General features: G+C 61.2%; 24 protein-coding genes and 2 tRNA genes. 16 read left to right on the top strand and 10 right to left on the bottom strand.

Features of this window, described 5'->3' with window-relative positions:
• Window positions 1-38: 38 nt before the first annotated feature.
• Together BLW55_RS03660 and BLW55_RS03655 are read right to left on the bottom strand one after the other, a co-directional pair.
• Complete coding sequence (locus BLW55_RS03660; RefSeq protein WP_007006965.1) at window positions 39-1220, bottom strand: alpha/beta hydrolase; 1182 nt, start codon at window positions 1218-1220, stop codon at window positions 39-41.
• Between the two features lie 86 nt (window positions 1221-1306).
• Entirely contained in the window at window positions 1307-2764 is a 1458-nt protein-coding gene (locus BLW55_RS03655; protein WP_025030148.1) for a TrkH family potassium uptake protein, read from the bottom strand.
• A gap of 133 nt (window positions 2765-2897) precedes the next feature.
• Between BLW55_RS03655 and ilvA the strand changes: the two genes are divergently transcribed.
• From ilvA to BLW55_RS03635, 4 genes are all read left to right on the top strand, one after another.
• On the top strand, window positions 2898-4184 hold the full coding sequence (ilvA, locus tag BLW55_RS03650; RefSeq protein ID WP_007006963.1) for a threonine ammonia-lyase IlvA: 1287 nt from the start codon (window positions 2898-2900) through the stop codon (window positions 4182-4184).
• A gap of 9 nt (window positions 4185-4193) precedes the next feature.
• Window positions 4194-4730: a DUF1697 domain-containing protein gene (locus BLW55_RS03645; protein WP_090326764.1), complete on the top strand. Its 537-nt coding sequence runs from the start codon at window positions 4194-4196 to the stop codon at window positions 4728-4730.
• A 280-nt stretch (window positions 4731-5010) separates the two neighbouring features.
• Window positions 5011-6372, top strand: a complete 1362-nt coding sequence (locus BLW55_RS03640; protein ID WP_025030150.1) for a DEAD/DEAH box helicase — start codon at window positions 5011-5013, stop codon at window positions 6370-6372.
• Between the two features lie 398 nt (window positions 6373-6770).
• On the top strand, window positions 6771-7985 hold the full coding sequence (locus BLW55_RS03635; protein WP_090326760.1) for an MFS transporter: 1215 nt from the start codon (window positions 6771-6773) through the stop codon (window positions 7983-7985).
• A 70-nt stretch (window positions 7986-8055) separates the two neighbouring features.
• On the opposite strand, the gene BLW55_RS03630 is transcribed toward BLW55_RS03635, so the two are convergent.
• Window positions 8056-8892: an SDR family NAD(P)-dependent oxidoreductase gene (locus BLW55_RS03630; RefSeq protein WP_007008276.1), complete on the bottom strand. Its 837-nt coding sequence runs from the start codon at window positions 8890-8892 to the stop codon at window positions 8056-8058.
• A gap of 202 nt (window positions 8893-9094) precedes the next feature.
• On the opposite strand from BLW55_RS03630, the gene BLW55_RS03625 reads away from it, so the two are divergent.
• From BLW55_RS03625 to BLW55_RS03605, 5 genes are all read left to right on the top strand, one after another.
• Window positions 9095-10129 carry a cysteine synthase A gene (locus BLW55_RS03625; protein ID WP_090326758.1) on the top strand — a complete coding sequence of 345 codons (1035 nt, stop codon included), beginning with the start codon at window positions 9095-9097 and terminating at the stop codon, window positions 10127-10129.
• The gene (locus BLW55_RS03620) at window positions 10129-10869 is read left to right on the top strand and encodes an alanyl-tRNA editing protein (RefSeq protein WP_425286760.1); all 741 of its coding nucleotides are present in this window, start codon (window positions 10129-10131) and stop codon (window positions 10867-10869) included. Before BLW55_RS03625 ends, BLW55_RS03620 begins: the two co-directional genes overlap by 1 nt.
• A 117-nt stretch (window positions 10870-10986) precedes the next feature.
• Window positions 10987-11841, top strand: coding sequence for a 3-mercaptopyruvate sulfurtransferase (sseA, locus tag BLW55_RS03615; RefSeq protein ID WP_090326751.1), 855 nt, complete (start codon window positions 10987-10989; stop codon window positions 11839-11841).
• Window positions 11842-11931: 90 nt separating this feature from the next.
• Complete coding sequence (locus tag BLW55_RS03610) at window positions 11932-12489, top strand: OmpA family protein (RefSeq protein ID WP_007008273.1); 558 nt, start codon at window positions 11932-11934, stop codon at window positions 12487-12489.
• A 121-nt stretch (window positions 12490-12610) separates the two neighbouring features.
• Window positions 12611-13084 (top strand): DUF1203 domain-containing protein, encoded by a 474-nt coding sequence (locus BLW55_RS03605; RefSeq protein ID WP_007008272.1) that lies wholly within the window; start codon window positions 12611-12613, stop codon window positions 13082-13084.
• A gap of 77 nt (window positions 13085-13161) precedes the next feature.
• On the opposite strand, the gene ald is transcribed toward BLW55_RS03605, so the two are convergent.
• Window positions 13162-14277, bottom strand: a complete 1116-nt coding sequence (ald, locus tag BLW55_RS03600; protein WP_007008271.1) for an alanine dehydrogenase — start codon at window positions 14275-14277, stop codon at window positions 13162-13164.
• 150 nt (window positions 14278-14427) lie between these two features.
• On the opposite strand from ald, the gene BLW55_RS03595 reads away from it, so the two are divergent.
• Entirely contained in the window at window positions 14428-14901 is a 474-nt protein-coding gene (locus tag BLW55_RS03595; RefSeq protein ID WP_007008270.1) for an Lrp/AsnC family transcriptional regulator, read from the top strand.
• Between the two features lie 12 nt (window positions 14902-14913).
• Here the strand turns inward: BLW55_RS03595 and BLW55_RS03590 are convergent, their stop codons facing one another.
• A complete protein-coding gene (locus BLW55_RS03590; RefSeq protein WP_090326748.1) occupies window positions 14914-15564 on the bottom strand; it encodes a 5-formyltetrahydrofolate cyclo-ligase in 651 nt (216 codons plus the stop codon).
• Between the two features lie 209 nt (window positions 15565-15773).
• Here BLW55_RS03590 and BLW55_RS03585 point away from each other — a divergent pair, with 209 nt between their 5' ends.
• The gene (locus BLW55_RS03585; RefSeq protein ID WP_090329878.1) at window positions 15774-17747 is read left to right on the top strand and encodes a bifunctional 2',3'-cyclic-nucleotide 2'-phosphodiesterase/3'-nucleotidase; all 1974 of its coding nucleotides are present in this window, start codon (window positions 15774-15776) and stop codon (window positions 17745-17747) included.
• Window positions 17748-17911: 164 nt separating this feature from the next.
• Window positions 17912-18208, top strand: coding sequence for a Dabb family protein (locus BLW55_RS03580; protein WP_007008267.1), 297 nt, complete (start codon window positions 17912-17914; stop codon window positions 18206-18208).
• Between the two features lie 8 nt (window positions 18209-18216).
• Here the strand turns inward: BLW55_RS03580 and BLW55_RS03575 are convergent, their stop codons facing one another.
• The 4 genes from BLW55_RS03575 to BLW55_RS03560 all read right to left on the bottom strand — a co-directional run bounded on the left by BLW55_RS03575 (window position 18217) and on the right by BLW55_RS03560 (window position 21890).
• Window positions 18217-19668: a cryptochrome/photolyase family protein gene (locus tag BLW55_RS03575; RefSeq protein WP_090326745.1), complete on the bottom strand. Its 1452-nt coding sequence runs from the start codon at window positions 19666-19668 to the stop codon at window positions 18217-18219.
• A 21-nt stretch (window positions 19669-19689) separates the two neighbouring features.
• Window positions 19690-19932, bottom strand: a complete 243-nt coding sequence (locus BLW55_RS03570; RefSeq protein WP_090326742.1) for a hypothetical protein — start codon at window positions 19930-19932, stop codon at window positions 19690-19692.
• A 149-nt stretch (window positions 19933-20081) separates the two neighbouring features.
• On the bottom strand, window positions 20082-21626 hold the full coding sequence (locus BLW55_RS03565; RefSeq protein WP_177175010.1) for a CYTH and CHAD domain-containing protein: 1545 nt from the start codon (window positions 21624-21626) through the stop codon (window positions 20082-20084).
• A 189-nt stretch (window positions 21627-21815) separates the two neighbouring features.
• Window positions 21816-21890, bottom strand: a tRNA-Asn gene (locus BLW55_RS03560).
• 247 nt (window positions 21891-22137) lie between these two features.
• On the opposite strand from BLW55_RS03560, the gene BLW55_RS20885 reads away from it, so the two are divergent.
• Complete coding sequence (locus tag BLW55_RS20885; RefSeq protein ID WP_425286772.1) at window positions 22138-22362, top strand: hypothetical protein; 225 nt, start codon at window positions 22138-22140, stop codon at window positions 22360-22362.
• 124 nt (window positions 22363-22486) lie between these two features.
• Window positions 22487-22560 (top strand) — tRNA-Cys (locus BLW55_RS03550).
• Window positions 22561-22811: 251 nt separating this feature from the next.
• On the opposite strand, the gene BLW55_RS03545 is transcribed toward BLW55_RS03550, so the two are convergent.
• Window positions 22812-23387, bottom strand: a complete 576-nt coding sequence (locus BLW55_RS03545) for a GNAT family N-acetyltransferase (RefSeq protein WP_090326734.1) — start codon at window positions 23385-23387, stop codon at window positions 22812-22814.
• A gap of 214 nt (window positions 23388-23601) precedes the next feature.
• On the opposite strand from BLW55_RS03545, the gene BLW55_RS03540 reads away from it, so the two are divergent.
• Together BLW55_RS03540 and BLW55_RS03535 are read left to right on the top strand one after the other, a co-directional pair.
• A complete protein-coding gene (locus tag BLW55_RS03540; protein ID WP_090326731.1) occupies window positions 23602-24537 on the top strand; it encodes a pirin family protein in 936 nt (311 codons plus the stop codon).
• Between the two features lie 324 nt (window positions 24538-24861).
• Complete coding sequence (locus BLW55_RS03535; protein ID WP_090326728.1) at window positions 24862-25536, top strand: protein-L-isoaspartate O-methyltransferase family protein; 675 nt, start codon at window positions 24862-24864, stop codon at window positions 25534-25536.
• The last annotated feature ends 193 nt before the right edge of the window (window positions 25537-25729 follow it).

The raw sequence follows: 25729 nt of genomic DNA, 5'->3' as shown, positions 1-25729 counted from the left end.
TTTCGGTCCGATGCATCCGGTGCCCCAGGTGAAGGAAATCAGCGCCGCCGTCCCTGGCCGGTGGCGAGTTCGATCACACTGAGCGGTGTGGTGATGACGATGTCGGCCGCCGAGCCGAATGTCTGCCCGAGCCCGCGGACCAGGTTTTCGACCTGACCGACAACAACATCCTCATTGCCTTCGTTCAACTCGCCTTCGCTTGAAAGACGCTCGCCGAGGAGGCGCACGAGAACGGGGTTTTCGGCAAACTTCGTGTGGTTCAGCCAGTCGCCCGAAGAGACCTTTGTCACGTCGATGACTGTTACACCGAGGCCCGTGAGATCTTCTGCATTGCGATAGTCGCCGAGCCGGGGCTGATTGCCTGCGATAAAGCCGGACAGTGTCAGCGCCCGGTCGTTCTGCGACGTGAGGACGGCAAAGGGGCGCTCCGGCACGCCATAGCGCCGCATCTGTCCCTTGAAGACGTCTATGTCGATATCGGGCGAGGCGAGAACGACGTCGGCCAGCCTTCCGCCGAGATCGCGGTCGCCGGAAATGGCGAGCTGGCGCAGCGCCTCCATGGTGACCCAACTGCCCATGGAGTGCGCCACCACATCGATGCGCCGGGCTCCCGCGCGGGCGAGTGTGCGCAGCGTTCCTTCCAGCGCATCGCGGGCCGATGTGGCGCTGTTGCTGTCGTAGACATAATCGATCGTGCGGCCGGCTGACGGCCAGGAAAACAGGATCGGCGTACCCGTATACTCTGAATCGTGAAAGATCTGCGCGGCGCGATAGACGGCTTCGTCGAAGCCGGTGTTGTAGCCGTGGATGAACACAAGCGCGCGTCCGCTATGCGCGGCGATATCGTTCCTGAGCGCAGTCTCGAAATCGTTTTCCCCGGCGAAGAGAATGGCGCGGCGGGCGGCGAAATAACGGGCCGGATCGGCAACCCTGGGATTGGGAGCAAGCTCCATCTTGCCGGTTTCGTGCACGGCGGGAACGGTGATCTCCACCTTTGCGAATGCCGGATCGGGCGCACGTCCACCAGCAAAGAGTTCACCCGGCTTCTCCGCCTGCATCCGGTTGGTGGCAATGAAAATGCCGTGAGTTCCCGCAATCTGGTCCGCGCGTGCAGGCGCAATCGTTTCAGCGATCAGACGCGAGGGATGCGGATTTGCGCAGCCGGCAATCAGCGCAACAAGGAGAAGGACGAACAGATGCTGAAACTTGTGGAACGGCATTCTACAACGACCCTGTTCGTGGCTCACGGACCGCCAGCGTGTGGCCCGGCATTTGTTTTAAGAGGAAAGAGCTTGCGGATGGAAGGCTATCTTTCCCAGAAAACCGGCGTGAAGATGACGAGAACCGCCAAAATTTCCAGCCGCCCCATCAGCATCGCGAAGGCGATGATCCATTTGGCAAGATCCGGAACCGGCGCAAAGCTGCCGGCGGGACCAACGACCTGACCAAGACCGGGGCCGACATTGGTCAGCCCGGTCAGCGCGGCGGAAATGGCGGTCACGAAATCGAGCCCGGTGGCGGCAAGCAGCAGGATGATGACCGCCCAGATAACCAGAAATGCCGACATGAACAGAACGACGGCGCGTTGCAGGTCGTCATCCACCGGCCGGTCGCCATAGCGGACCGTGACGATCGTGTTGGGGTAGACAAACCGGCGCAGGCCGTTTGCCAGAAGCTTGAACAGGATCAGGAAGCGATACGCCTTGATGCCGCCGGTGGTGGAACCCGAACAGCCGCCGAGAAACATGGCAACGAACGCGGCGGCGACGCCGAAGGCGCCCCATTGCGAATAGTCGTCGCTGGCATAGCCGGTTGTGGTGATGATCGACACGAAATTGAACGCCGAATGGGTAAGGGCGTCAAAAAATGTGTGGTCGTGGACGATGCGCAGATAGACGGCGACGGCAAGGACGAACACGACCACGTAACCGGCGAAAACACGGATTTGCGGGTCACGTAGGGCATCGAGCCGCCCGCGGATCGCAAACAGGATCAGGATGGAGAACGGCAGCGCGGAGATGAACATGAAGAGCGTACTGATCCAGAGCACCGCCGGATTGTCGGCATAATAGCCCATGGAGGCGTCGTGGGTGGAAAAGCCCGCCGTTGCGATGGTTGTCAGAGCGTGGTTGACCGCATCGAAGGCGCGCATGCCGGCTGCAGCATAAGCGATGGCACAGGCGAGCGTGAGCAGGGAATAGATGCTGATGAGACCCAGACCAAAGGTCGAGAAGCGGTCGAAGGGGCGATCTTCGATGTCCGAGGATTCGATCCGGAAATAGGAAACGCCGCCGACATTCAGGAACGGCAGGACGAAGAGGCCCAGTGCGATCACGCCGAGGCCGCCGATCCATTGCAGGATGGAGCGCCAGACGAGCAGGCCCGGCGGCATGCTGTCGAGGCCGACGATCACCGTTGCACCTGTCGCCGTGACGCCCGAGACGGATTCGAAAAATGCATCGGCGACGCTGAACTCCACCGAAGAGGCAAGCATCGGGACGGCGCCGGCGATGCAGGCCGTCATCCACAACAGATTGACGACAAGGAAGCCGAAGCGGGAGGAGATGACGGGCGCGCGCCCCTGGGTGGCAAGTGATACGCCGATGGCGAGCCCGCCGGTGAAGAGTGCGGAAAAGGCGAAAACCTGCCAGTCGTCATTGCCGTAATATAGATCCACGGCTGCCGGGATGAGCATGGCGGCCGAGAGATAGATGGCAAAGACCGCCGCAATGTGCAGTGCGGCGCGTACAGCGAGATATTGCAAGGACTGAACCTCAGGCTGCTCAGAAAAGCGTCTGTTGTTCGGGAAGCGATCCCCCTCCCTGGCGCGAGAGTGGCGTCCCGCGCCCCGATATGCAATAGCCCGTAGGACACAAGGACTGGATAGGCAAGAGAGCATGAGTGCAGCATCGGGTGATAGCGAATTCGTGGACGCGGTGGCAGAGGCGGCTGGCGCGCTGCGGTCGCTGTTTGCCGAAACGCCTCTTCAGGAGAACGACTATCTCTCCAAGAAGACCGGGGCGCGGGTCTTCCTGAAACGCGAGGACCTGACGCCGGTCCGATCCTACAAGATTCGCGGCGCATTCAATTTCTTCCGCAAGGCGATGGCGCAGGGCGGGACAGGGCGTACATTCGTCTGCGCCTCAGCCGGCAATCATGCTCAGGGATTTGCCTATGTCTGCCGTCATTTTGGCTGCAGGGGTGTCGTTTTCATGCCGGTGACGACGCCGCAGCAGAAAATCGACAAAACGCGTATTTTTGGCGGAGATTTCGTTGAGATCCGGCTGATCGGCGACTTCTTCGACGATTGCTACAGGGCCGCGCTGGCGTTTGCCGAGGAGAGCGGTGGCGCCATGGTGCCGCCCTTCGACCACTCCGACATCATCGAGGGGCAGGCAACGGTGGCGCGCGAGATTGCCGAGCAGATCCAGGCGTTCGACGGTGCGCGCATGGACGATAGCCTGGTGATCCTGCCGGTGGGCGGCGGCGGTCTTGCTTCCGGTGTGACGCGCTATCTCACGGCCAGTGGGGAAGCGGGCTCCTTTGCCTTTGCCGAGCCGGAAGGGGCGGCGAGCCTGCAGCAGGCGCTGGTGCAGGACCGACAGGTGCGGCTCGACAGGGTGGACAATTTCGTCGACGGGGCGGCGGTGGCCGAGATCGGCGCGGCGCCGTTTTCGCATCTCAAGACGTTTGACGCCGATGCCGTGCATCTCGTGCCGGAAAACCGGCTGTGCGCGACGATGATCGAAATGCTGAACATTGAGGGCGTGGTGCTGGAGCCGGCGGGAGCACTGGCCATCGACACGCTGAAGGATTTTGCGCCGAAGGAGCTTGAGGGGCGCACGGTGATTGCCGTTGTGTCGGGGGGGAATTTCGACTTCGAGCGCCTGCCGGACGTGAAGGAACGGGCGCTGCGTTTCGAAGGGTTGAAGAAGTACTTCATCTTCCGCTTCCCGCAGCGCCCCGGCGCCCTGCGCGATTTCCTCGACCTTCTGGGACCGGAAGACGACATCACGCGGTTCGAGTATCTCAAGAAGTCGGCGCGGAATTTCGGCTCGGTTCTGATTGGCATCGAGACCAGGAACCGTGCCAATTTCGATGTTCTGACAGGGCGGTTTGACGCGGCCGGCTGGGCCTATCAGGACATAACAGACAACGATACGATTGCGGGACTGATCATCTGAGGGGCGAAAGTGTCCAAAACGCGGTTCATTGTGCTCTTTCGTGGGGTGGGTGGTGCAACACAGCTGCCCGTGAAGGAGTTGCGAGAGGTTTTGGGTGAGGGTGGCTTCTCCGGGGTAGCGACCTACATCAACAGCGGCAACGCCGTGCTGACGGCGACCTCCGGTGAAGAGGATGTGCGTAGGCGCGTTTCCGACCTCGCGAAGACGCGCATGGGCTTCCAGAAGGCGATCATGGTGCGCAGCCTCGACGAATGGGAGGCGATGATCGCCGGCAACCCGTTTCCGCAAGCCGAGAATGCACCGACCTGTGTGCATGTTTATGCGATGGAACGCGAACCTGAACTTGAAAGAGTGCAAGCGCTCAAGGCACTGGCGACTGGCACGGAAGAGTTTCGTATCAACGGGCGCACGCTCAATCTCTATACACCCGATGGCATGGGGCAGTCGCGCTTCGCGCCCAGGATGGAGCGAACCCTGAAACTGGAGATGACCGGCCGCAACTGGCGCAGCATGCTGGCGCTCAGAAGGCTTGCCCGTGATGGGTGAGCGGTTGCGTCGCACAAATTAGCGATTGCACTTTGCCGGCAGATATCCCATATGACGCCGAGACGCATGGGTCGGCAATGCCGGCTTTCTAAAGGGACTGGTTGCGTCTGAAGCCATCGCCTGCGGGCGAGAGCTTAAGCCGGCATCGCCGGCGCGACAGCGCAGCCGCACGGGGCACCCCCGTCGTCTTGTCGTTCATCCAAACATTTATTCGGCAGGTTGCGCCCTGCCACATATCATTTGCGGCGCCTGCGGGCGCCGGCATGGGAAAGATTGTAAATTGACCAATGACAACAATGCGAAACAGATCGGTTTCGCAGAACTGGGAATTTCAGGCGCGCTGTTGAAGGCGGCCGAAGACGTGGGGTTTGTGACCCCGAAGCCGATCCAGGAAAAAGCCATTCCGGCCATGCTGGAGAAGCGCGACGTGCTGGGCATTGCGCAGACCGGATCGGGCAAGACGGCAGCCTTCTCGCTGCCCATTCTCTCGCAGATCATCGCGCTCGGCTCCAAACGTGTGCGCAAGACCGCGCGCGCGCTGATCCTGTGTCCGACGCGAGAACTGGCGGTTCAGATCGACGATGTGGTGCGTGAACTTTCGCGCCACGCGCATCTGGCCACGGCGCTGGTCCTGGGCGGGGTCTCCCGCAACAGCCAGGTGAAGCGCCTTGCCCAGGGCGTTGACATTCTGGTGGCGACACCGGGCCGGTTGACGGACATCGTGCGCTCGGGCGAGCTTTCGCTGGCCGAGACGCGCTGGCTGGTGCTCGACGAGGCCGACCGCATGCTCGACATGGGCTTCATCAATGATGTGCGCCGCATCGCGCGGGCCACGCACCCGGCCCGCCAGACGGCACTCTTCTCGGCAACCATGCCGAAGGAAGTGGAAGGGCTTGCCCAGAGCCTGCTCAACGATCCCCTGCGGGTGGAGATCGCCAAACAGTCGACCACGGCCGGTGAGATCACCCAGCATCTGGTGATGGCGCGCACCAAGCAGAAGCGCAAGATCCTCTCCGACATGCTGGCCGACGAGGCCATGCGTTCAGTGATCGTGTTTGCGCGCACCAAACATGGCGCGGACCGCGTGACACGGGACCTTGAGCGTGACGGGTTCGAGGCTGCGGTCATTCACGGCAACAAGTCGCAGAATGCGCGCCAGCGCGCGCTGAACGGCTTTCGTGATGGATCGGTGCGCATTCTCGTGGCGACCGATATTGCGGCGCGCGGGATCGACGTTCCAGGCATCAGCCACGTGGTAAACTTCGATCTGCCGGACCAGCCGGAAAGCTATGTGCATCGCATTGGACGCACGGGCCGAAACGGGGCCTCGGGCGAGGCGGTGACCCTGTGTGATCCCGGCGAGACCGACAAGCTGAAGGCGGTGGAGAAGATCATCCGCATGCGGCTGCCGGTGACGGCGGACCATACATCGGAACCCGATCCGGTGCGTCCGGCCCCCGCCAACAACGCTGGCGAGCGCCGCAATGCGCCAAAGCCCTCCAGGGGCGGTGAAAACCGCAAGCCGAAGCGGCCCGCTGCGAAACCGCAGCAACAGGCCGAGCAGCGGCAGAATGAGGGGGACAAGCCTGTTCGCCGTCGGCGCCGGAACCGGAACAGGCGACCCGGCGCACGCGCTGCATAAGCTTCATTTCCGGGCTTTCGACATGAGCTGATCGGCCGATAGGCCGGTCTGGCCCAATTGTCGCCGGTCGTCCGTTCCGTTAGGGTCAGGACCCATTAATATGACCACAATGGTCGGCCTGATTTGTGCGGATACGCGAAGCAAGACCACAGGAAGACTTCATGTCTTTCAAGGTCTTGCGACAAAGTAGGCCGTGCAAATCAGGCCGATCCGAAGGACGTTCGATAGACTGGCGAGCTGCCACGTCAAACCCCTTGACCGGGGGAAGGACCCCGCTCTGCAGGCTTTTCCTTGCATCTCTTGGTCTACCGATCGCCATTGTGGTCATATTAATGGGTCCTGACCCTAGGCCAGAACTGTCTGGCGTTGTTGCCAGAGCGGGAGGACATGGCGAAACGATGATCGGTCTTGCGGCACTGGCGATCGGATATGTCCTGTCGCAATTCTACCGGTCGTTTCTGGCTGTTCTGACACCGGCTTTGACAACCGAGCTGGGCGCCACGAAGGCGGAGCTCTCCATGGCTTCGGGGGCGTGGTTCGTCGTGTTCGCCCTGATGCAGTTCGTCGTCGGTGTTTCACTCGACCGCTATGGCCCGCGCCGCACGGCAGCGTTTCTGCTGACGGTTTGCGGTGGGGGCGGAGCGCTGATGTTCGCTTTTGCGTCAACGCCGGAAACGATCATTCTTGCCATGGCGCTCAACGGCGCCGGCTGTTCCGCCGTATTGATGGCCTCTGTTTTCATCTTTGCAAAGTCCTTTTCGGCGGGGCGGCTCACCATCCTGATTTCCTGGCTGATCGCCTTCGGCACGCTTGGCAATGTGGTGGGCTCTGCGCCTATGGCGGCGGCGGCGGAAGCATTTGGCTGGCGGAGCGTCATGGGTGGCCTGGCGTTCTTCACGATCTTGACCGGCATCGCCATCCAGTTTCTCGTGCGCGACCCCGAACCGGCAGGCGAGAGCGAGCGGGAAAAGGGGCTCGGGTTCAATGGCTACCGTGAACTTCTGAGCCTTCGCGTGCTCTGGCCTATCCTGCCTCTGACCGCGCTGAACTATGCACCGGCTGCGGGGATTCGCGGCCTTTGGGCAGGCCCCTATCTTGCCGATGTCTACGGTGCGGACGCGCTGATGATCGGACAGGCGACGCTGTTCATGGCTCTTGCGATGTCTGCGGGCAGTTTTGTCTATGGACCGCTGGATGTTTTTTTCCGGACACGCAAATGGGTGGCGGTCGGCGGCAATCTCATCGGTCTCTTCGCCATATTGATTCTGGCGGTTGTGCCCGTGTCTTCAATCGTCACGACCACGGTGGTGCTCGTCGTCATCGGTCTGTGCGGCGCGAGTTATGGCCTGCTGATGGCGCATGGCCGGGCCTTTGTGCCGGCCCATCTGACGGGGCGCGGTGTGACCCTCCTGAACTTCTTTTCCGTGGGAGGCGCTGGCGTGATGCAGTTTCTGACGGGCGGTGTCGTGTCGGCATCCACCGTGCCGGGTGATCCGGTGGCCGCATATCAGACCCTGTTCATTTTCTATGCTTTCCTGATCGCTCTTTCGCTGGCCATCTACCTGGTCTGCAAAGACGCACCGCCTGAGATGGAGCGCGCGCACGGCAGTTAGAGCGTTTCACCGTCCTACGGAAACGCCGCTCCACGCTATCTGTCTGTATTTCCGCATAAATGCTCCAGGGTCAGGATCTGGCCCGGGCGCTTTTCCCTGTTTTCCTGCGTGGCCCGAGGGTGCGCCTGTTCCAGCCTGTCAGGCGATACATAATGTGAAATATGCAGGACGCCGGAAAGAGGCGCAGGAATTTCAGCGGCCAGACAAGGCGCTTTGGGAAAGCGATTTCGAAACCGCTTTTGTGAAGACCTCTGTCAATGCGGCGGGCCGCCTCCGATGCGGTGAGAAGCGCGGGCATCGAAAAATCTGTCTTGTCGGTGAGCGGTGTGGCGACAAATCCCGGATTGATGATCTGGGTGCGGATGTTGAGTTTTTCGAAATCGTAGCGCAGCCCCTCGACAAGATTGTTCAAGGCAGCCTTTGTCGACCCGTAGGCAGCGGCTGACGGCATGCCGAAAAACGACGTGACCGACCCCATGACCGCGATCTGCCCGAAACCGCGCTCGCGCATGCGGTCGGAGACCGGCACAAGCCCGTTCAGCGTCCCGAACACGTTGATCTGATAGCTGCGGACGAAGTTGGTTGTTTCCAGCCGGTCGCCGCGCACCGGCAGATAGGTTCCGGCGTTGAACACGGCGAGGGCTATGGGGCCGAGATTCTTTTCGATCTGGGAAACGGTGCGTTCCATCGCAGCTTCGTTCATCACGTCGCAGGGAAAGACGAAAATCCGACCGTCGAGATGCTCTGCCTCCCGCGTTATGGAGGAGAGGCCGTCTTCTGCACGTGCGGTGGCTGCAACCGTGTAGCCCTTGCGGGCGAGGCGGATGGCGAGCGCACGCCCGATCCCGGTGCTGGCACCGGTGATCCATGCAACGCCATCCTGTGGACTGGCCCGGTAAAGCGCCATTCCAATCCCTCTCCAGTTCTGGGGCAGGTTTATCGGGCGGTCGGCGCGAAGAAAAGCACCTTGTGGACAGTACACACCGAAAAGGTTCGCTTTGCCATGCAATACGCGACAGCTTTGCGCGCTTTTGGCCCGTTGTGAAAAATCCCTCCTTGCAACCCTCGGGCGGGCTTTCTAACCTCCGCAAAAATCGAAAGAGGACGCCATGAAAAACTCGGTTGTGGATGCCATCGGCAATACCCCGCTGATCCGCCTGAAGCGGGCCTCGGAGGAGACAGGCTGCGAGATTTTCGGCAAGGCCGAATTCATGAATCCGGGCCAGTCCGTGAAGGATCGTGCAGGGCTCTTCATCATCCGCGACGCGGAAAAGCGAGGGCTTTTGAGGCCGGGCGGCGTCATCGTCGAGGGGACGGCAGGGAATACGGGCATCGGCCTGACTGTCGTTGCCAAGGCGCTGGGCTATCGTACTGTGATCGTCATCCCTGAAACCCAGAGCCAGGAAAAGAAAGATGCGCTCCGGGTGCTTGGAGCCGAACTGATCGAAGTTCCGGCCGTGCCCTACAGGAACCCGAACAACTATGTGAAGGTTTCGGGACGCCTTGCAGAACAGATCGCACAATCGGACCCGAACGGGGCCATCTGGGCGAACCAGTTTGACAATGTGGCCAACCGCGAAGGCCATGTGAAAACGACGGCAGCCGAAATCTGGGAACAGACGGGCGGAAAGGTCGATGGTTTCGTTTCGGCTGTCGGCACGGGCGGCACGCTTGCCGGCGTTGCGGAAGGTCTGCGCCACAAAAACAAGGATGTGAAGGTGGCGCTTGCCGACCCGATGGGGGCAGCACTCTTCAGCTATTACACCGATGGCGAACTGAAGTCTGAAGGGACGTCGATCACGGAAGGCATAGGGCAGGGGCGCATCACGGCCAATCTGGACGGGTTTGCACCCGACTTTTCTTATCAGATACCGGATGAGGAGGCGCTGCCGATCGTCTTCGACTTGGTGCAGGAGGAGGGGCTGTGCCTCGGCGGGTCGTCAGGAATCAACATTGCCGGCGCCATTCGCCTGGCACGCGAACTCGGACCCGGGCATCGCATTGTGACGTTCTTGTGCGACTATGGTACGCGTTATCAGTCCAAGCTGTTCAATCCGTCCTTCCTGCGTGAAAAAGGCCTGCCGGTGCCCGGCTGGATGGAAAGAACGCCGGAAATCGACGTTCCATTCGAGGAGGTGGCCTGATGGCGCAGACGGAAGCGCTTTTTCGTGACGATGCCTATTTGCGGGATGGAGCGGCGCGTGTCGTGGGCATCAACGATCGCGGCGGCATCCTGCTCGACCGGACGATGTTTTATGCCACGTCTGGTGGTCAGCCGGGCGACACGGGGCGCCTTACCCGCGAAGACGGTTCGACCATCGAGATCGCGGCGACGGTGACGGGCGAGACGAAGGATGAGATCATCCACGTTCCGGCAGCCGAGCAGGTTCTGCCTGAACTGGGCGAGACGCTTCAGCTGGCGATCGACTGGGAGCGCCGTTTCAAGCTTATGCGCATGCACACGGCCTGCCATCTTCTGAGCGTTATCTGTCCGTTTCCGATCACCGGCGCCTCCGTGAACGAGGCGGATTCGCGGGTGGATTTCGATCTCCCGGATGCGAATGTCACCAAGGAAGACGTCACCATCAGGCTGATGGAACTGGTGAACGGGAACCATCCTGTTTTCACGCGGTGGATCAGCGAGGAAGAACTGGAGTCCAATCCCGGCCTGGTGAAATCGAAGAATGTGCGCCCGCCGCGGGGGGCAGGACGCATCCGGCTCGTGTGCATCGGCGAGGAGGCGGTTGTCGACAGCCAGCCCTGCGGCGGCACGCATGTGGCAAGCACTGCCGAAGTGGGAGAGATTCATATCGGAAAGATCGAGAAGAAGGGGCGGGAGAACCGTCGCTTCCGCATTCGTTTCGGCTCATTGCCGGCGAGTTAGAGCGGTTCCTCGTTTCATGGAAACGTTGCTCCGCTCAGTCTGTCTGTTTTTCCGCATTCATGCGGATGTCAGGTGCTGCTACCTGACTGCAAAGTGCTCCAGGATTGCGAGGATCAGATGAGCGAGACCAGCCTTTTTACTGTTTCGTCCGCGTGGCTGGAGGAGCGGCTTGGCCAGCCCGGTCTCTCCATTGTCGATGCGTCCTGGTATCTGCAGGCGCAGGGCAGGGACGCGAAGGCGGAGTATGAGGCGGGGCATATCCCCGGTGCCGTGTTTTTTGATCAGGACGCGGTGGTGGATCCAGATTCCGACCTGCCCCATGCCTTGCCGGATGCCGCCACCTTTCAGCGTCATGCGAGCGCGATGGGGATTTCGGAGAGCGATACCATCATCGTCTATGACGGACCGGGATTGTTCTCCGCGCCGCGCGTGTGGTGGATGTTCCGGGTGATGGGGGCAAAGGATGTGCGGGTGCTGGAGGGCGGTCTCGATGGCTGGCGGGCCGAGGGCAGGGCGCTGACAAACGAGCCAACCAGGATTGCGCCCACGGTTTTCAATGCCTCATTCGATGATACGCGCGTCGCAGACATCAAGGCCGTGCGAGGGGTTGTCGAGGACGGATCGGCGCAGATTGCCGATGCGCGGCCGGCGGGCCGGTTTACGGGCGAAGATCCGGAACCGCGCGCAGGGATGCGGTCCGGACACATGCCGGGCGCACGCAATGTGCCGGCCTCGGCGCTTTCGCGCGATGGCAGGCTTCTTGCGCCGGAGGACCTGCGGGCGCTGTTCGCGCAGGCGGGGCTTGATCTCGACCGGCCTGTGGTGACGTCGTGCGGTTCGGGCGTGACGGCAGCGGTGATCACGCTGGCGCTGGAAACGGTCGGACATACAAATAACCGGCTCTATGACGGTTCATGGAGCGAATGGGGCGGACGCGAAGACACTCCCGTGGCGACGGGCAGGGAAAGCTGAAAGCGGGGCAACGGCGCGTTCATCGTCAATTCAGCCGCACCGCATGAAGATGCGGGCAATCGACGAACCGTTTCCCGAAAGGAGCCTTCCATGCTGAACCGCCGTCAAATGCTGGGCGCAGTCATCGCGGCATCGCTGATGCCGGGTGCGGCCATGGCGCAATCTTCCATGCCCTCGGCGTCACGCATCCAGCGGAGCCTCGAAGCTGCTCCGGCGCAGCGCGTGCGCCCGCAGGACCGGGTGACGGTGCGCGAACTGAAACGCCGGCCGGACCTGCGCCGCCGGGCGCCCTCGATTGACATTCAGGCGATCAATTTCGGCTTCGATTCGGCCGAAATACCCTATTCGCAGTTCCGCAAGGTGGAGGAGATCGCCGATGCGCTGCATCGGCTGCGTCGCCGCCGGCCGGGAACAGTGGTGCTTCTTGAAGGACACACCGATGCGGTCGGGTCTTTCGGCTATAACCAGCAGCTGTCCGAGCGCCGGGCCGCTTCGCTGCGGCGCGTTCTGGTGCGGGAGTTCCGCGTGCCCGCGCGCATGCTGGAAACGGTGGGCTATGGCGAGGAGTTTCTTCTGGTGCCCACGCCCCATGAGAACTGGCGCAACCGGCGCGTCACGCTGCGGCGCATCGACGATTTCCTTCGCTGACGAGGGAATTGGGCGCTGACAGGGGAATTGGGCGCTGACAGGGGGAATTTGGCCGGAATCGGGTGGAAGCTGCGGTTCCGGCAGGCAAACTGGTCTCCATCAGCTTTGAAGGAGACCAGTCATGGGATTGATCAAGTTTGTGGCCATGGGAAGCGATGAAGCGAAAGCTTTTCGCAATGGCGCGCCCGATGCCTATGGGATGAAGCCCGAACGAAGACTATCGGACGGCAGCGGTGTTCCCTGTCGCCATTGCCTGCGTTCGGTACCCGAGGGCACGCCCTATCTTACCCTGGCGTATCGGCCGTTTCCGCAAACCCAGCCCTATGCCGAGACCGGGCCGGTTTTCCTGTGTGCGGAGGAATGCGAACGGGCGCCGGACAGCGATGTCATGCCCGCGCTGTTTCGTGCCCGCACGGAGTGGCTGCTGCGCGGCTACGGTCATGACGACCGCATCGTCTACGGTACGGGAGCGGTGACGCCAAAACAGGATATCTGTACGCGGGCGCACGAACTCCTGCAGCGTGAAGATATTGCCTATCTGCATATGCGTTCCGCGCAATACAACTGCTACCAGGTGCGCATAGACCGGGCCTGATCGCACTCACACCGAACGCCTCTCGAAAAAAAGCCCGCCGTTTCCGGCGGGCAACGTTGGAGGCAGAGTGTTTATTCTCAGGCGGCGAGCGCGGATTTTGGCTCGGCCATTTCGTAGCCCAACGCTTCGGCAACGGCCTGATTGGTGATGCGGCCCTTGTGGACGTTCAGGCCATTGCGCAGGTTCTGATCGTCGACGAGTGCCTTGAGGCCCTTGTCGGCAAGCTGAAGGCCATAGTGCAGCGTGGCGTTGTTCAGCGCATGCGCGGAGGTGACGGGAACGGCACCCGGCATGTTGGCCACGCAATAGTGGATGATGTCATCGACCTCGTATGTGGGGTCAGAATGGGTGGTCGCATGCGAGGTTTCGAAGCAGCCACCCTGATCGATGGCGACGTCGACCAGCACGGCGCCCTTCTTCATGCCCGAAAGCATCTCGCGGGTGACCAGTTTGGGCGCTGCAGCGCCCGGAATGAGCACGGCACCGACGATGACATCGGAGGAGAAGCACTCTTCCTCAAGTGCCTCGACGGTGGAATAGCGCGTGTGGACGCGGCCGTTAAAGATGTCATCCAGCTCGCGCAGGCGGGGGATAGAGCGGTCGATGATCGTCACATCGGCACCGAGGCCGACCGCCATCTTGGCCGCATTGAGGCCCACCACGCCGCCGCCGATGATGGCAACCTTGCCGGGCAGAACGCCGGGCACGCCGCCAAGCAGCACGCCGCGTCCACCATTGGCTTTCTGAAGCGCGGTGGCGCCTGCCTGGATGGCAAGGCGGCCCGCGACCTCGGACATCGGAGCGAGAAGTGGAAGCCCACCGCGCGCGTCGGTGACGGTCTCGTAGGCGATGGCAGTGACGCCGGAATCGACCAGGCCGCGTGTCTGATCCGGATCGGGCGCCAGGTGGAGATAGGTGTAGAGGATCTGGTCTTCGCGGAGTTGCACCCATTCCGAGGGTTGCGGCTCCTTGACCTTAACGATCATGTCCGACCTGGTGAAAACCTCTTCGGCCGAGCTGGCGATGGTGGCGCCGGCTGCACGGTAGGCGTTGTCGTCGGCACCGATGCCGGCACCAGCGCCGGCTTCCACGAGCACATCGTGTCCGTGCGCCACATATTCGCGCACGGAGCCCGGTGTCAGGCCGACGCGGTATTCATGATTCTTGATTTCCTTCGGGCAGCCGACGCGCATCCGTGTCTCCTCCGACGTTTTGCGAATTTTCTGGCTTAATGAATGAGACCACAAAACTGGCCGAACGTCTTTGCGAAGATGTTTGCGCTTGGTGGTGTTTTTCGCTATTTTTTGCGCAAAATAGAAATTCTATGGGAGGAAGTTCGATTTATGGCCCTTGATAGGATTGATATCGCTATTCTGGAAGTGCTCCAGAAGGATGGGCGGATCTCCAATTCGGCGCTTGCTGAGAAGGTGGGGCTCTCCCAGTCGGCCTGTTCCCGCCGTCTCGACAATCTGGAGAAGAGCGGTGTTGTCAAGGGATACCACGCCCGGCTCTCAAATGCAGCCCTTGGACATGGGGTTACGGTGATTGTGCATATTTCGCTGTCGGGACAGTTCGAGCGGACGCTCAGCGAGTTCGAAGCAGCCGTGCAGCGTTGCCCGAATGTGGTGTCCTGCCATCTGATGTCGGGTGAGTACGACTATATTCTGCGGATCGCTGCGCGCGACCTGCAGGACTATGAGCGTGTCCACAAGGAGTGGCTGACGGGCATGCCGCACGTGATCAAGATCAACTCGGCTTTTGCATTGCGCGAGGTGGTCGACCGGACAGGCGTGGGGCTGAAGCCGCAGATGGCGTGAGGCCGGTGGGCATCAGCCGGCGGTGACGATGCGATCCATCGGAATGTCGTGCGGCTGGGGATAGATCGTCGGGAGTTGCGAGAAGGCGTATCCGATGCCGACGAGCAGCGGCTTTCTCGGCAGGGCGGCAATCGTGCGGTCATAGAATCCACCACCATAGCCCAGCCTGTAGTTGCCTTTATCGAAACCGACCAGCGGCGAGACGACGATATCGGGAACGATCTCTTTGTCGGTTGCCGGAACGGGGATGTTCCAGACACCGCGTTCGAGTGTGTCTCCGGGACGATAGGGGCGAAAGACAAGGGGCGCGGCTTTCTGGATGACGACCGGCAGGGCCGTCATGGCACCGCGATCATGGAGCGTGGCAAGCCATGGGCGCAGGTCCGGCTCGCCCCGGAACGGCCAGTAGAGGCCGATCACGCGGCCCGATGGATCGCCGATCAGAGCGTCGAGCTTCTGCGCGATGATGTCTGCAAGGTGGGTGCGTTCGGCGGCGGGAACGGCTAGGCGCTCGGCGATCAGGCGGTCGCGCGTGGCCTTGCGCCAGCGACGCACCTCCGGCCAGACTTCCGCGCTTGAGATGCCGGCGCGACCGTCCAGTTCATGCATGAAACAGGGTGGCGAGGCATGAGGCCTGGTTCTGTCGCCCGGTGTGTCGCTCATCCTCGCGTCTCCTCCGCATTCGCTGCAGCCGGATCCGATGCTGCTGCATTTGCTGTCCGGGCGCTGTTCTGCATGCGACAGGGTTCGCTCACAACGTGCCGGTCGACTGTCATGCGCGCGTCACGAGATTTTGCTGGAAGTCTCGGCGCGACGGCGCAATCATGCTCCTTCGCCGGTTCCTTTTCAAAGGCCCAGGAGAGACGATCATGATGTCCGCATACGCCTCCATGTCCCGCCGTTCGTTTTTAGCAGGCTCGGCTGCTGCAGGTTCTCTGGTGCTGATGCACCCTTTTTCCGCCAAGGCTTCGGTGAACCAGGCGCATCTGCGCATTATGGAAACCACCGACCTGCATGTGCATGTCTTTCCCTACGATTATTACGCCGACAAGCCCAATGACACGATGGGGCTCGCCCGCACGGCGTCTATCATCGACGCAATCCGCGCCGAGGCAACGAACTCGATCCTCGTCGACAATGGCGATTTCCTCCAGGGCAACCCAATGGGCGATTACATCGCCTATGAGCGCGGCATGCGCGAGGGCGACATCCACCCTGTCATCAAGGGGATGAACACGCTCGGCTATGATTGCTCGACGCTTGGCAATCACGAGTTCAATTACGGGCTCGATTTCATGTTCAAGGTGCTTGCGGGCGCGAATTTCCCCTTTGTCTGCGCCAACCTGACCAAGGGGCAGCTTGCCGCCAGCGGCCGCGGCGATGACTTGTTCCTGAAACCCTACGTGATCCTTGACCGGATGGTGAAGGACGGCGATGGCGCGGAGCACCCGATCCGCGTGGGGCTTATCGGCTTCGTGCCGCCTCAAATCATGAATTGGGATTCCAAGCATCTGACCGGCAAGGCGATGACACGCGACATCGTTCGGGCGGCGGAGGCCTGGGTTCCGCAGATGCGCGAGGAGGGCGCCGATATCGTGGTGGCGCTGTCGCATTCGGGCATTGGCCCGGCGCAGTATGAGGAAAATCTCGAGAACGCTTCGCTGCTACTTGCCGGTGTCGAGGGTATCGACGCCATCGTGACCGGGCACAGCCATCTCGATTTTCCCGGTCCGAAGTTTGAAGGGCTTGAAGGTGTCGACAACGCCAGGGGCACGATTGCCGGGAAACCTGCCGTCATGGGTGGCTTCTGGGGATCGCATCTGGGTCTGATCGACCTGCTTCTGGAAAGGGACGGGCAGAGCTGGGTGGTGGTGAACGCGACGTCCGAGGCGCGCCCAATTTTCAAGCGTGTGGAACGCCAGACCGAGCCGCTGGTCGAAAGCAAGGCGGAGGTCGAGGAAGCGGTGCGCGAAGACCACGAGGCAACGCTGAAATATGTGCGCACCGCGGTGGGCAAGACGTCTGCGCCGCTGCATTCCTATTTCGCGCTGGTGGCCGACGACCCATCCGTGCAGATCGTGAGCCAGGCACAGACCTGGTACATCACCGACATGCTGAAGGATGGCGAATACCGGGATCTGCCCGTGCTTTCGGCGGCTGCGCCCTTCAAGGCCGGCGGGCGCGGCGGTCCGGACTATTACACGGATGTGCCAGCGGGCGATGTGGCGATCAAAAACGTCGCCGATCTTTATCTTTATCCCAACACGGTGCAGGCCGTTCTGGTGACGGGTGCGGATTTGAAGGAATGGCTGGAGATGTCGGCCGGCATTTTCAATCTGGTGGAACCCGGCAAGTCGGACCAGCCGCTGCTCGACCCCTCGTTCCCGTCCTACAATTTCGACGTGATCGACGGCGTGACCTATCGGATAGACCTGTCCCAGCCACCGAAATATTCGTCCAAGGGCGAGCTCTTGAACGCGGATTCGAACCGCATCGTGGATCTGCAGTTCAATGGCGCGGCGGTCGACCCGGCTCAGAAATTCATCGTCGCTACGAACAATTACCGTGGTGGGGGCGGAGGCAATTTTCCGGGGATAGGGCCGGACAAGGTGATCTTTGCTGCACCGGACACGAATCGCGATGTGATCGTGCGCTATATCGTGGAGCAGGGAACCATCAACCCATCCGCAGACGCCAACTGGACCTTCAAGCCTCTGGCCGACACGTCGGTTCTTTTCGAGACAGGCCCCAAAGGCGCGGAATTCGCGTCGAGTGTCGAGGGTGTTTCGATTGAACCGGCTGGCGAAGGGCAGGAAGGTTTTGCGCTCTACCGCATCACGCTTTAGCCAGGGGCAGGAAGGGCTGGGCTTTGCGCCTGGCCTTTTTTCTTTGCGAAACAGTCTTTTGTTCGGCGGCGTTGAGGTTTTGATTCCGCTCCTGCGGCGTGACGCTGCATTGACATTCAGGCGATGCGGCGCGATTTGCGGGCACATTTTCAGGAGACAGGCCCGTGATTCGACACATCGTTTTCTTCAGCGCCAGAGACGAGGCCGACGTGGAGCGGATTGCCGAGGGCCTGCGTATGCTGGCCGATATTCCGCACTCCGATTTTTTCGAGGTTGGCATCAACCGCAAGGTCGACCAGATCGGCACCGAAGTGGATGTCATCGTTTACGCGGAGTTCCGCGACGAAGCGGCGCTGGCAGCATACAAGGCAGACCCGATCTATGAGGCGTGTACGGCCAGGGTGCGGCCCCTGCGCGAGATGCGCATCGCCGCCGATTTCGTTTCCCGGAAAACCGACTGACGGGCACGTCAGCCGGCGTTTTTGACCGATTTATAGGCGTCCAGCGCGCGTTCGCGGGCCGCCCTGTGGTCGACCAGAGGGCGGGGATAGGTGTCACCAAGTTTTACGCCAGCCTTGCCGCAAGCCTCTTCGGGGGCTTTCCACGGCTGGTGCAGATGCTTGTCGGGGAGCGCATCCAGTTCCGGCACGTACCGCCGCACGTAATCGCCCACGGGATCGAACTTCTGACCCTGAAGCACGGGGTTGAAGATGCGGAAGAAGGGGGCCGCATCCGCACCGGAACCCGCGACCCATTGCCAGTTGGCCGGGTTGGAGGCGGGATCGGCGTCGACAAGCGTGTCCCAGAACCACGCCTCCCCCTCACGCCAGTGGATGCCCAGATGCTTGACGAGGAAAGAGGCGACGACCATGCGTGCGCGATTGTGCATCCAGCCGGTCTGCCAGAGCTGGCGCATGGCCGCGTCGACGACGGGATAACCGGTTTCGCCGCGTTGCCAGTGGCGAAGGGCGGTATCGTCTCCACGCCAGGGAAACGCATCGAAGTTACGATTGAAATTTTCTGTGGCGAGCTTCGGATTGTGAAAAAGAAGATGCCAGCAGAATTCGCGCCAGCCGATCTCCCTGCGAAAGGCCTGCAGATCCCCGTCGGCAATGCTGCTGTCGCTTTCAAGCGTCTGCCAGATCTGGAATGGCGTGATTTCGCCGTGGGCGAGATGCGGTGAAATGCCGGATGTCCCGGCCTCGGCCATGAGATCGCGGCGGGTCTTGTATCCTTCGCCGGCACCGTCGAGAAACGCTGTCAGCCTCTTGCGGGCGCCAGCCTCTCCGGGTTCCCAGGTTTCCCGCAGGCCCGTCGCCCAGTCAGGTTTCGTCGGCAGGAGCTTCCAGTCCTCAAGCCTGTCGCCTGCCACTGCTTCCCTGCAGGGCGTGAGCGTTTCGGGTCGGTCGGCGGGCGGGCGCGGGTGTACGGAATCGAGCAGGGCCCGCCAGAAGGGCGTGAAGACCCGGTAGGGCCCGCCCGATCCGGTCTTCAGTCGCCACGGTTCGTGCAGCAGATGGCCAGCGAAACTTTGCGCTTCGATGCCGCGGTCCCTGAGGCCAGCTTTCAAGTCGGTGTCGGCGGCGATGCCGGCGGGGTCGTAGCGCCGGTTCCAATAGACGGTGCAGGCACGGGTCTCGTCGGCCAGTGCGAGCGCAGTCCTGGCCATGGAGCCCCTGCGCAGGACGAGTTTCAGACCATGTTTTCCCAGATCCTCAGCCAGTGCTGCAAGGCTGTGATGCAGCCACCAGCGGCGTGCGCCGCCGAGCGGCCGGATGCCTTCGCTTTCCTCGTCGAGAATGAACGCGGCCACGATGGGGAGTCCCGTTTCGGCGGCGGCGCAAAGGGCGAGATTATCCGACAGACGCAGATCATGCCGGAACAGGAGCAAAACCGGGCGCCGGTCGTTCTCAGGGGTCATGTGATCTTCCATGCGTGGGGGTCAATCGTCGTTTGTTGCGTTGAGCTGCTCGGGTCGCAAACCATCATTGCCGTCGTTTTCGGTGCGCAGCAGCCCTCTGGAAAGGGCCCATGTTCTGAGTGCGGTGACGAGCGCTTGCTCTCGTGTCATGCCGGCGCCCTCCATGGCGCTGAAGCGATCGAGTGCCGCGACGACATCCGCTGGAAGCGCATTGGATAAGCTTTCCAGTGTGACCGGAGGTTGCGTTTTGTTCTTCTGTTTCATCCTGCCCGCCCGAATCTTTTGTATTCTGGTACAATCGGCGGGGTCGGAAAACGTTCCGTGGATCGTCGCCTGCTCACGAATCCGTGTTCGGACGGGACCTGGAATCAGGCTTGATGTTCAAGTCTGTGCGGGTGGGCGGAATTGCCGTTTTACCTCGCGCGCCGCTTCCAGAATGGCCGGCACTCCTTCAGCGTCTTCCAGTGGTCCCTGGCGGCTGGCCAATCGTAAAGCGTGCGGGTCTCGCAGGTTCCAAGCAGACGGCCGATGGCACGTTGCGCGGCAAGGTCGTTGATGGAGGAGAGGGGAGGCTTGCTCAGGATCACATCGGCGACAGCCGCGTCGTTGAGGCTGCCAAATACGGTCTGTAGGGTCTTGAGCCTGCCGGTCATGCGCTTCACGCCGGCGGGTGCATAGAGCGGGCCGAGGAATTCGATCGCATAGCGGAGCTTCTTCAGTTCCTTGCGTAACACATGCTTTTCATCCACGGCGAAGGCATCGATCCCTCGGGCGTGCGCAAAGACGTGCTTCCAGCGCTTTTCGAGCATGCCGCTCGCCAGATCTCTCAGGTTCCCGGGAACGGGCGGCTTTTCATGAACGCCTGTCTCAGTCAGTTCCGAGAGGCCAAGCAGGAATTCGTTCACGCGTTCTGCCGAGAGAGCCTGCCGGAGGTCGGTACGGACCTCGCCTGCGTGTCGCTGCAGTGTGCCGAGGACGAGTGCCGCGCCGGGCGACCGGGGTGCATCCGCGAAGAACGGTTTTGCAATATCGTTGAGGACCACTTCGAGGTCGCGCAGGCGACCGACTTCGCGCCCCAGCCAGCGTGCTTCTTTCTTGTAATGCACGACGGCTGACGGCTCCAGCGCGCCGGCGAAGAGAGCGAGTGCGCTGCGCAGGCGCCGAAGGCCGATGCGCAACTGGTGCGGGCCTTCCATTTCGTCGGTCTGCTGGATGGCTTCGATGTTTGCTGCGATCTGGGCCAGACATTCCTGCAATATGTCGCGGGCGGCTTTGTGAATGCCGTCCTTGCGGCCGATCGGCACAGACCTTGCCCTCTGCGGTCCGGCAGGGGGCTCGATGTGCCCGTGTTCGGCGAGGAGAAAGCTGCGCGCGGCTTTCGAAAAGCGCGAAAAGCGCAGGGCGCCTTCGGGCAGAATCATGCGCGCAGCCCTGTAAAGCCCGACTGGCTTTCCCGCGACCAGTTCGATCTCGAGTTCGTTCAGGTTTTCGCTGCGACCGGCAGCCTTGATGGCGCCGCTGTCCACCGCAAGCTCGGCCCTGGTGCCGTCATCAAGATGAAGATCGACCTGTGTGCGGCGGATGTGGGTTTCTGCGACCGTCTGCAGCGGCGCGTCTTTCACCAGCTTCCTTAGTCGGTCCCGGACCTCATCGTTTTCGATCGCATCGACCGAGACTGCGCCCGTGGGGGCGGGCTGCTCGATCTCAGTGACCCTGGAAAGACCTCCCGCGATGGAACCGTTGAGCTTGACGGTCTGAAGCCAGCGCCTGCCGTCGCGCCGCAGGCGCAGGGAGATGCCGTTTGCGCGCAGGACACCATCCGGTGTGTCGAGGTAGATGCTGCGCAGAAGCCGGCTTTCGTGCACCCTGTGCGCATCATCGGGCAATCGTTCGATGCGCGCGAGCAGGTCGGGCACTTGCTGCTTTTCCAGCAACAGCTTCAACTCGACTTCGGACAAGAAGGTACCCCGCACACAAGCCTGCAAAACGAACGCGCTACGCTACGGATTTATCCTAAACCGGTTCTGCACTTGATGAAAACGCTCGCCCGGAGTGCTGTGCATCTGCTCCGGTGTCTGCCTTGGCCGACGTGCAGGAGCAAGCGCAGCGACGAAACTGCGGTGCATGCTGGATATTTTCCTGAAAAGTGGCTCCCCGGGCCGGATTCGAACCAGCGACCAACCGGTTAACAGCCGGTTGCTCTACCACTGAGCTACCGGGGAACGCCTGTGCTCATGCGAGTGAGCGTGCCTATAGCAAACCAAATTCAGCTTTGCAAAGCGCCAAATGTGATTTTTGCCGTTTTTTTCAAACAGCCCCTCCCATCGGTGGACTTTGCAACGCATATGGAAGGTCCGGCATTGATGGGCAGACAGCGTGTGAGGGCCGGTAGAGGGCTATGGAACGTATATGGTGAAGCAAAACAGGAACTGCGAAGCGAAGGAGAAGGGGCGACCGTCGGTTTCCCTCATGGGAAAACGGATACCGATTCCCAGGTCTCGGCTCGCGAGAATCGGAGGGGGGTGCCTGCTCGTCGTCCTGGGATTGTTCGGGTTTCTGCCCGTGCTCGGGTTCTGGATGATTCCACTCGGATTGCTGATCCTCTCGTATGACATCGCATCAGTGAGGCGGCAGCGGCGCAAGGCCGCCGTCTGGTGGAGCCGTCGCAGGGATGGAAAGCATAGGCCTGGGTGACTGGTGATCCATTCATCGCTCCCGAATCGCACGGTCTCCCCGGATAATTTCACGGCAATGACATTTGCCCGCTTGACGGGGAATTGGCTGCAACCTATTGAACAGCCCGTGTCGCTTGCGACATGGCCTCGTGGCGGAGTGGTTACGCAGAGGACTGCAAATCCTTGCACCCCGGTTCGATTCCGGGCGAGGCCTCCAAATTCTCTTTTCCAAATGATTTCAAATTTTTATCTGAAGACCTTACACGGTTTTGCGTGAGCTGCACTCCAGCCCTTTCGCACTGCCCTGTGATTCGCCGTCTCTTCGCCAATGGCTTTCGGCCCGCTGTATAGGCAAAAGGGCGCGTTTCTTTGCGGGCGCCGCGTCGCTCACACCAGCCCAGCTGAAACCTCCTGAAATGTGGCGCTGCCGACATTGGCCGCGGGTTGTCGAGAGCCCGCCAGTCAGGTTCAAGAGCTGGCAGAAAGTGCTCTTTTTTCCCATTCGGACTGCAAGAGCGCGTAAATGAACTCATCGCCCCATACTCCATTGAAGCGGTCGTTTTGAAGAAGATGTGCTTCGCGACGGAAGCGCAGCCTCTCGACAACCCCTACCGATCCTTTGTTCAGCGGATCGAGGCGTGCAAAAATCCGATGGAATCCGTATTCGCTGAAACCGATATCGAGCATCATTCGAACGGCTTCGGTGGCATAGCCTGCGCCTGAGAAATCGGGATTGAAGATATAGCCGATCTCCGCTTGAAGCGCGTCCTTGCTTGCCATCTTCAGCAGAACCTCCCCGAGGAGTGCGGAATCTTCGCGGCGGATCACTGCCAGGTGCAATGCATCTCCATTGTTCTCGAACCGTGGCTGAAGACACGCTGCAAACTGCTCAGACAGGGCGTGTTTGCCTGGGACCGGTGCATAGAGAAACCTGTAGACCTCGGGACGGCTGTGATAGGCATCGTAAGCCGGGCGATCGGATGACACGAAAGGTCGTAGTTCAAGACGATCAGAACGAACTGCCGGTGGCAGGCGGGTGTCCATAGGGTCTCCAGTATGGGTATCCGGGACACGGGCATCTATGGAGCGGCGGTTGATCCTGCAAGGTGTCTGGGGCAGCGGACTGGCAAAATGCCGCGCCACTAAAGATGTCCCGCAGTGCTCCCGGTGACGGACTGTCAATGCGTGCCGGCATTTCCGGCCATCGACCACGGTGATAGTCTTTTGCAGGACCGCGTTTGCTGCAAAGGATGTTGCCATGAGCTGGAATCCCGCCCTGACACCGGGGTGCCCGGATGATACCGAGGCCGACTCCATCGAAACGCTGATCATTCCGCGTGCCCGCGACATTGGCGGCTTTGAGGTGCGGCGGGCGCTGCCAGCACCAAAGCGGCAGATGGTGGGGCCGTTCATCTTTTTCGATCAGGCAGGACCGGCGGAGTTTCTGACAGGCCAGGGCATCGACGTCCGCCCCCACCCGCATATCGGGCTGGCGACCGTGACCTACCTCTTCCGCGGAGATTTTCACCATCGTGACAGCATTGGCTCGGATCAGGTGATCCATCCCGGCGCGCTGAACTGGATGGTTGCGGGGCGGGGTGTTTCCCATTCGGAGCGGACCAGCACGGCCTCGCGGCAGGGGCCGCACAGCCTGTTCGGCATTCAGACCTGGGTGGCGTTGCCGGAAGCGATGGAAGATGCCGAGCCCACGTTCGAACATCATGAGAAAGAGACGCTTCCCGAAATTGGCGATGACGGTGTGACCCTGCGGCTGATCCTGGGAGCCGCCTATGGCGAGAAGGCTCCGGCCACGGTCCACACAGACATGTTCTATGCCGATGTCGTGCTCGAACCCGGTGCGCGCTTCCCGCTTCCCGATGATCATGAAGACCGGGGGATCTACGTGACGGAGGGGGCGGTCTCGGTTGCCGGGCAGATCTTTGAAGCCGGACGAATGATGGTGTTCCGGCCCGGTGATTCCATCACTGTGGGCGCCGGAGCAGAGGGCGCGCGGCTGATGCTTCTGGGTGGCGCGACAATGAGCGGGCCGCGATACATATGGTGGAACTTCGTGGCTTCTTCCAAGGAGCGCATCGAAGCGGCCAAGGATGACTGGCGCCGGGAAAACTGGGGTGCGGGGCTGTTTGATCTGCCGCGGGGAGACGATGAGGAATTCGTTCCATTGCCTGGCTAGGCGGCCTTGCGTCCATCTGGAGGCACAAGGGACGATCCATATTATTTAAGGTGCACCCGAATGACCCGAAAACCGGATTCCACTTTTCGGTCTGGTGCTCTGGCTGTGAGGCCGGGCGCGACTGTGCTCCCTGTCGGGAGCTCCGATGTTCGACGTGTGTGGGCGAAGGTGTTTCCCGACGTGTCAGTGGTCCACGCCTGCCTGCCGCAGAGCGATTGACAGGGGCGACCGCAGCCGCTAGCAAACCGGTCAAATCTTTGTTTTCGGCGAAGCGGGAAGCTTGTCCCGCAGACGGTCCGAAAACAGGCTTCGGGAAGCAGACGCATGACAATCGATTTCTCCCAGCAGCGCGCCAATATGGTGGAAGGACAGTTGCGGACGTCCGATGTGACGAGCAACCCGCTTCTGGACGCGATGGGCGAGATTCCGCGCGAGGCCTTCGTGCCGGGACGAAAGAAGGCGCTCGCCTATATCGACGAAGACATTGAAATTGCCCCGGCAGCGGATGGAAATGGCGCCCGCTATCTGATGGAGCCCGCGGCCTTCGGGAAGCTGATCCAGCTTGCCGATGTGCAATCGAGCGATGTCGTTCTCGATGTGGGGTCGGGATCGGGTTATTCGGCGGCGGTTCTGTCGCGCCTTGCAAGCTTCGTCGTTGCACTTGAAAGCGATGAAGGGCTTGCGGGTATGGCGACGGAAGCGCTCAACGAGCTTGGCTGCGTCAACGTGGCTGTCGTCGGTGGTGCGCTGCAGGGCGGGTATGCCGACGATGCGCCCTACGATGTGATTGTCATTGGCGGGGCGGTGGATCATGTTCCGCAAAGTCTCCTCGATCAACTGCGCAATGGCGGACGGCTTGTCGCGGTGATCGGCGAAGGGAATGCGGCCCAGGCGCATCTTTTTGTGAAGGATGACGGCATCGTTTCCAGCCGTCCGGCTTTCAATCTGGCGGTCCGGCCATTGCCTGGGTTCCAAAAAGAGCCGGTATTCGTGTTTTGAGGGGTGACTTGTTGCTTTCCTGCAACGGAATTGATCAAGGGATTGATGTAACATCTATTTGAAAGAGCGCCTGATTTGGGGGTGGGGGACAGGCTGTCATTGGTGTCTCCCGGGCGTGGACGCCGGTTGAAAGACCGGAACACATAAGTCGGGGTGGTGGTGTCCTGTATGGCGCGGCTGCCGATAACAGTCC

Source organism: Nitratireductor aquibiodomus, from assembly GCF_900105565.1.
GTDB lineage: Bacteria > Pseudomonadota > Alphaproteobacteria > Rhizobiales > Rhizobiaceae > Nitratireductor > Nitratireductor aquibiodomus.
Note: the sequence above shows the minus strand (reverse complement) of the source record. Positions and strands in the feature narration are given on the sequence as shown.

Excerpts from the sequence above, each read along its gene's own strand:
- BLW55_RS03660 (WP_007006965.1), bottom strand. The coding sequence starts at position 1,220 with ATGCCGTTCCACAAGTTTCAGCATCTGTTCGTCCTTCTCCTTGTTGCG.
- ilvA (WP_007006963.1), top strand. The coding sequence starts at position 2,898 with ATGAGTGCAGCATCGGGTGATAGCGAATTCGTGGACGCGGTGGCAGAG.
- BLW55_RS03635 (WP_090326760.1), top strand. The coding sequence starts at position 6,771 with ATGATCGGTCTTGCGGCACTGGCGATCGGATATGTCCTGTCGCAATTC.
- BLW55_RS03630 (WP_007008276.1), bottom strand. The coding sequence starts at position 8,892 with ATGGCGCTTTACCGGGCCAGTCCACAGGATGGCGTTGCATGGATCACC.
- BLW55_RS03625 (WP_090326758.1), top strand. The coding sequence starts at position 9,095 with ATGAAAAACTCGGTTGTGGATGCCATCGGCAATACCCCGCTGATCCGC.
- BLW55_RS03620 (WP_425286760.1), top strand. The coding sequence starts at position 10,129 with ATGGCGCAGACGGAAGCGCTTTTTCGTGACGATGCCTATTTGCGGGAT.
- sseA (WP_090326751.1), top strand. The coding sequence starts at position 10,987 with ATGAGCGAGACCAGCCTTTTTACTGTTTCGTCCGCGTGGCTGGAGGAG.
- BLW55_RS03610 (WP_007008273.1), top strand. The coding sequence starts at position 11,932 with ATGCTGAACCGCCGTCAAATGCTGGGCGCAGTCATCGCGGCATCGCTG.
- BLW55_RS03605 (WP_007008272.1), top strand. The coding sequence starts at position 12,611 with ATGGGATTGATCAAGTTTGTGGCCATGGGAAGCGATGAAGCGAAAGCT.
- ald (WP_007008271.1), bottom strand. The coding sequence starts at position 14,277 with ATGCGCGTCGGCTGCCCGAAGGAAATCAAGAATCATGAATACCGCGTC.
- BLW55_RS03595 (WP_007008270.1), top strand. The coding sequence starts at position 14,428 with ATGGCCCTTGATAGGATTGATATCGCTATTCTGGAAGTGCTCCAGAAG.
- BLW55_RS03590 (WP_090326748.1), bottom strand. The coding sequence starts at position 15,564 with ATGAGCGACACACCGGGCGACAGAACCAGGCCTCATGCCTCGCCACCC.
- BLW55_RS03585 (WP_090329878.1), top strand. The coding sequence starts at position 15,774 with ATGTCCGCATACGCCTCCATGTCCCGCCGTTCGTTTTTAGCAGGCTCG.
- BLW55_RS03575 (WP_090326745.1), bottom strand. The coding sequence starts at position 19,668 with ATGACCCCTGAGAACGACCGGCGCCCGGTTTTGCTCCTGTTCCGGCAT.
- BLW55_RS03570 (WP_090326742.1), bottom strand. The coding sequence starts at position 19,932 with ATGAAACAGAAGAACAAAACGCAACCTCCGGTCACACTGGAAAGCTTA.
- BLW55_RS20885 (WP_425286772.1), top strand. The coding sequence starts at position 22,138 with ATGGGAAAACGGATACCGATTCCCAGGTCTCGGCTCGCGAGAATCGGA.
- BLW55_RS03545 (WP_090326734.1), bottom strand. The coding sequence starts at position 23,387 with ATGGACACCCGCCTGCCACCGGCAGTTCGTTCTGATCGTCTTGAACTA.
- BLW55_RS03540 (WP_090326731.1), top strand. The coding sequence starts at position 23,602 with ATGAGCTGGAATCCCGCCCTGACACCGGGGTGCCCGGATGATACCGAG.
- BLW55_RS03535 (WP_090326728.1), top strand. The coding sequence starts at position 24,862 with ATGACAATCGATTTCTCCCAGCAGCGCGCCAATATGGTGGAAGGACAG.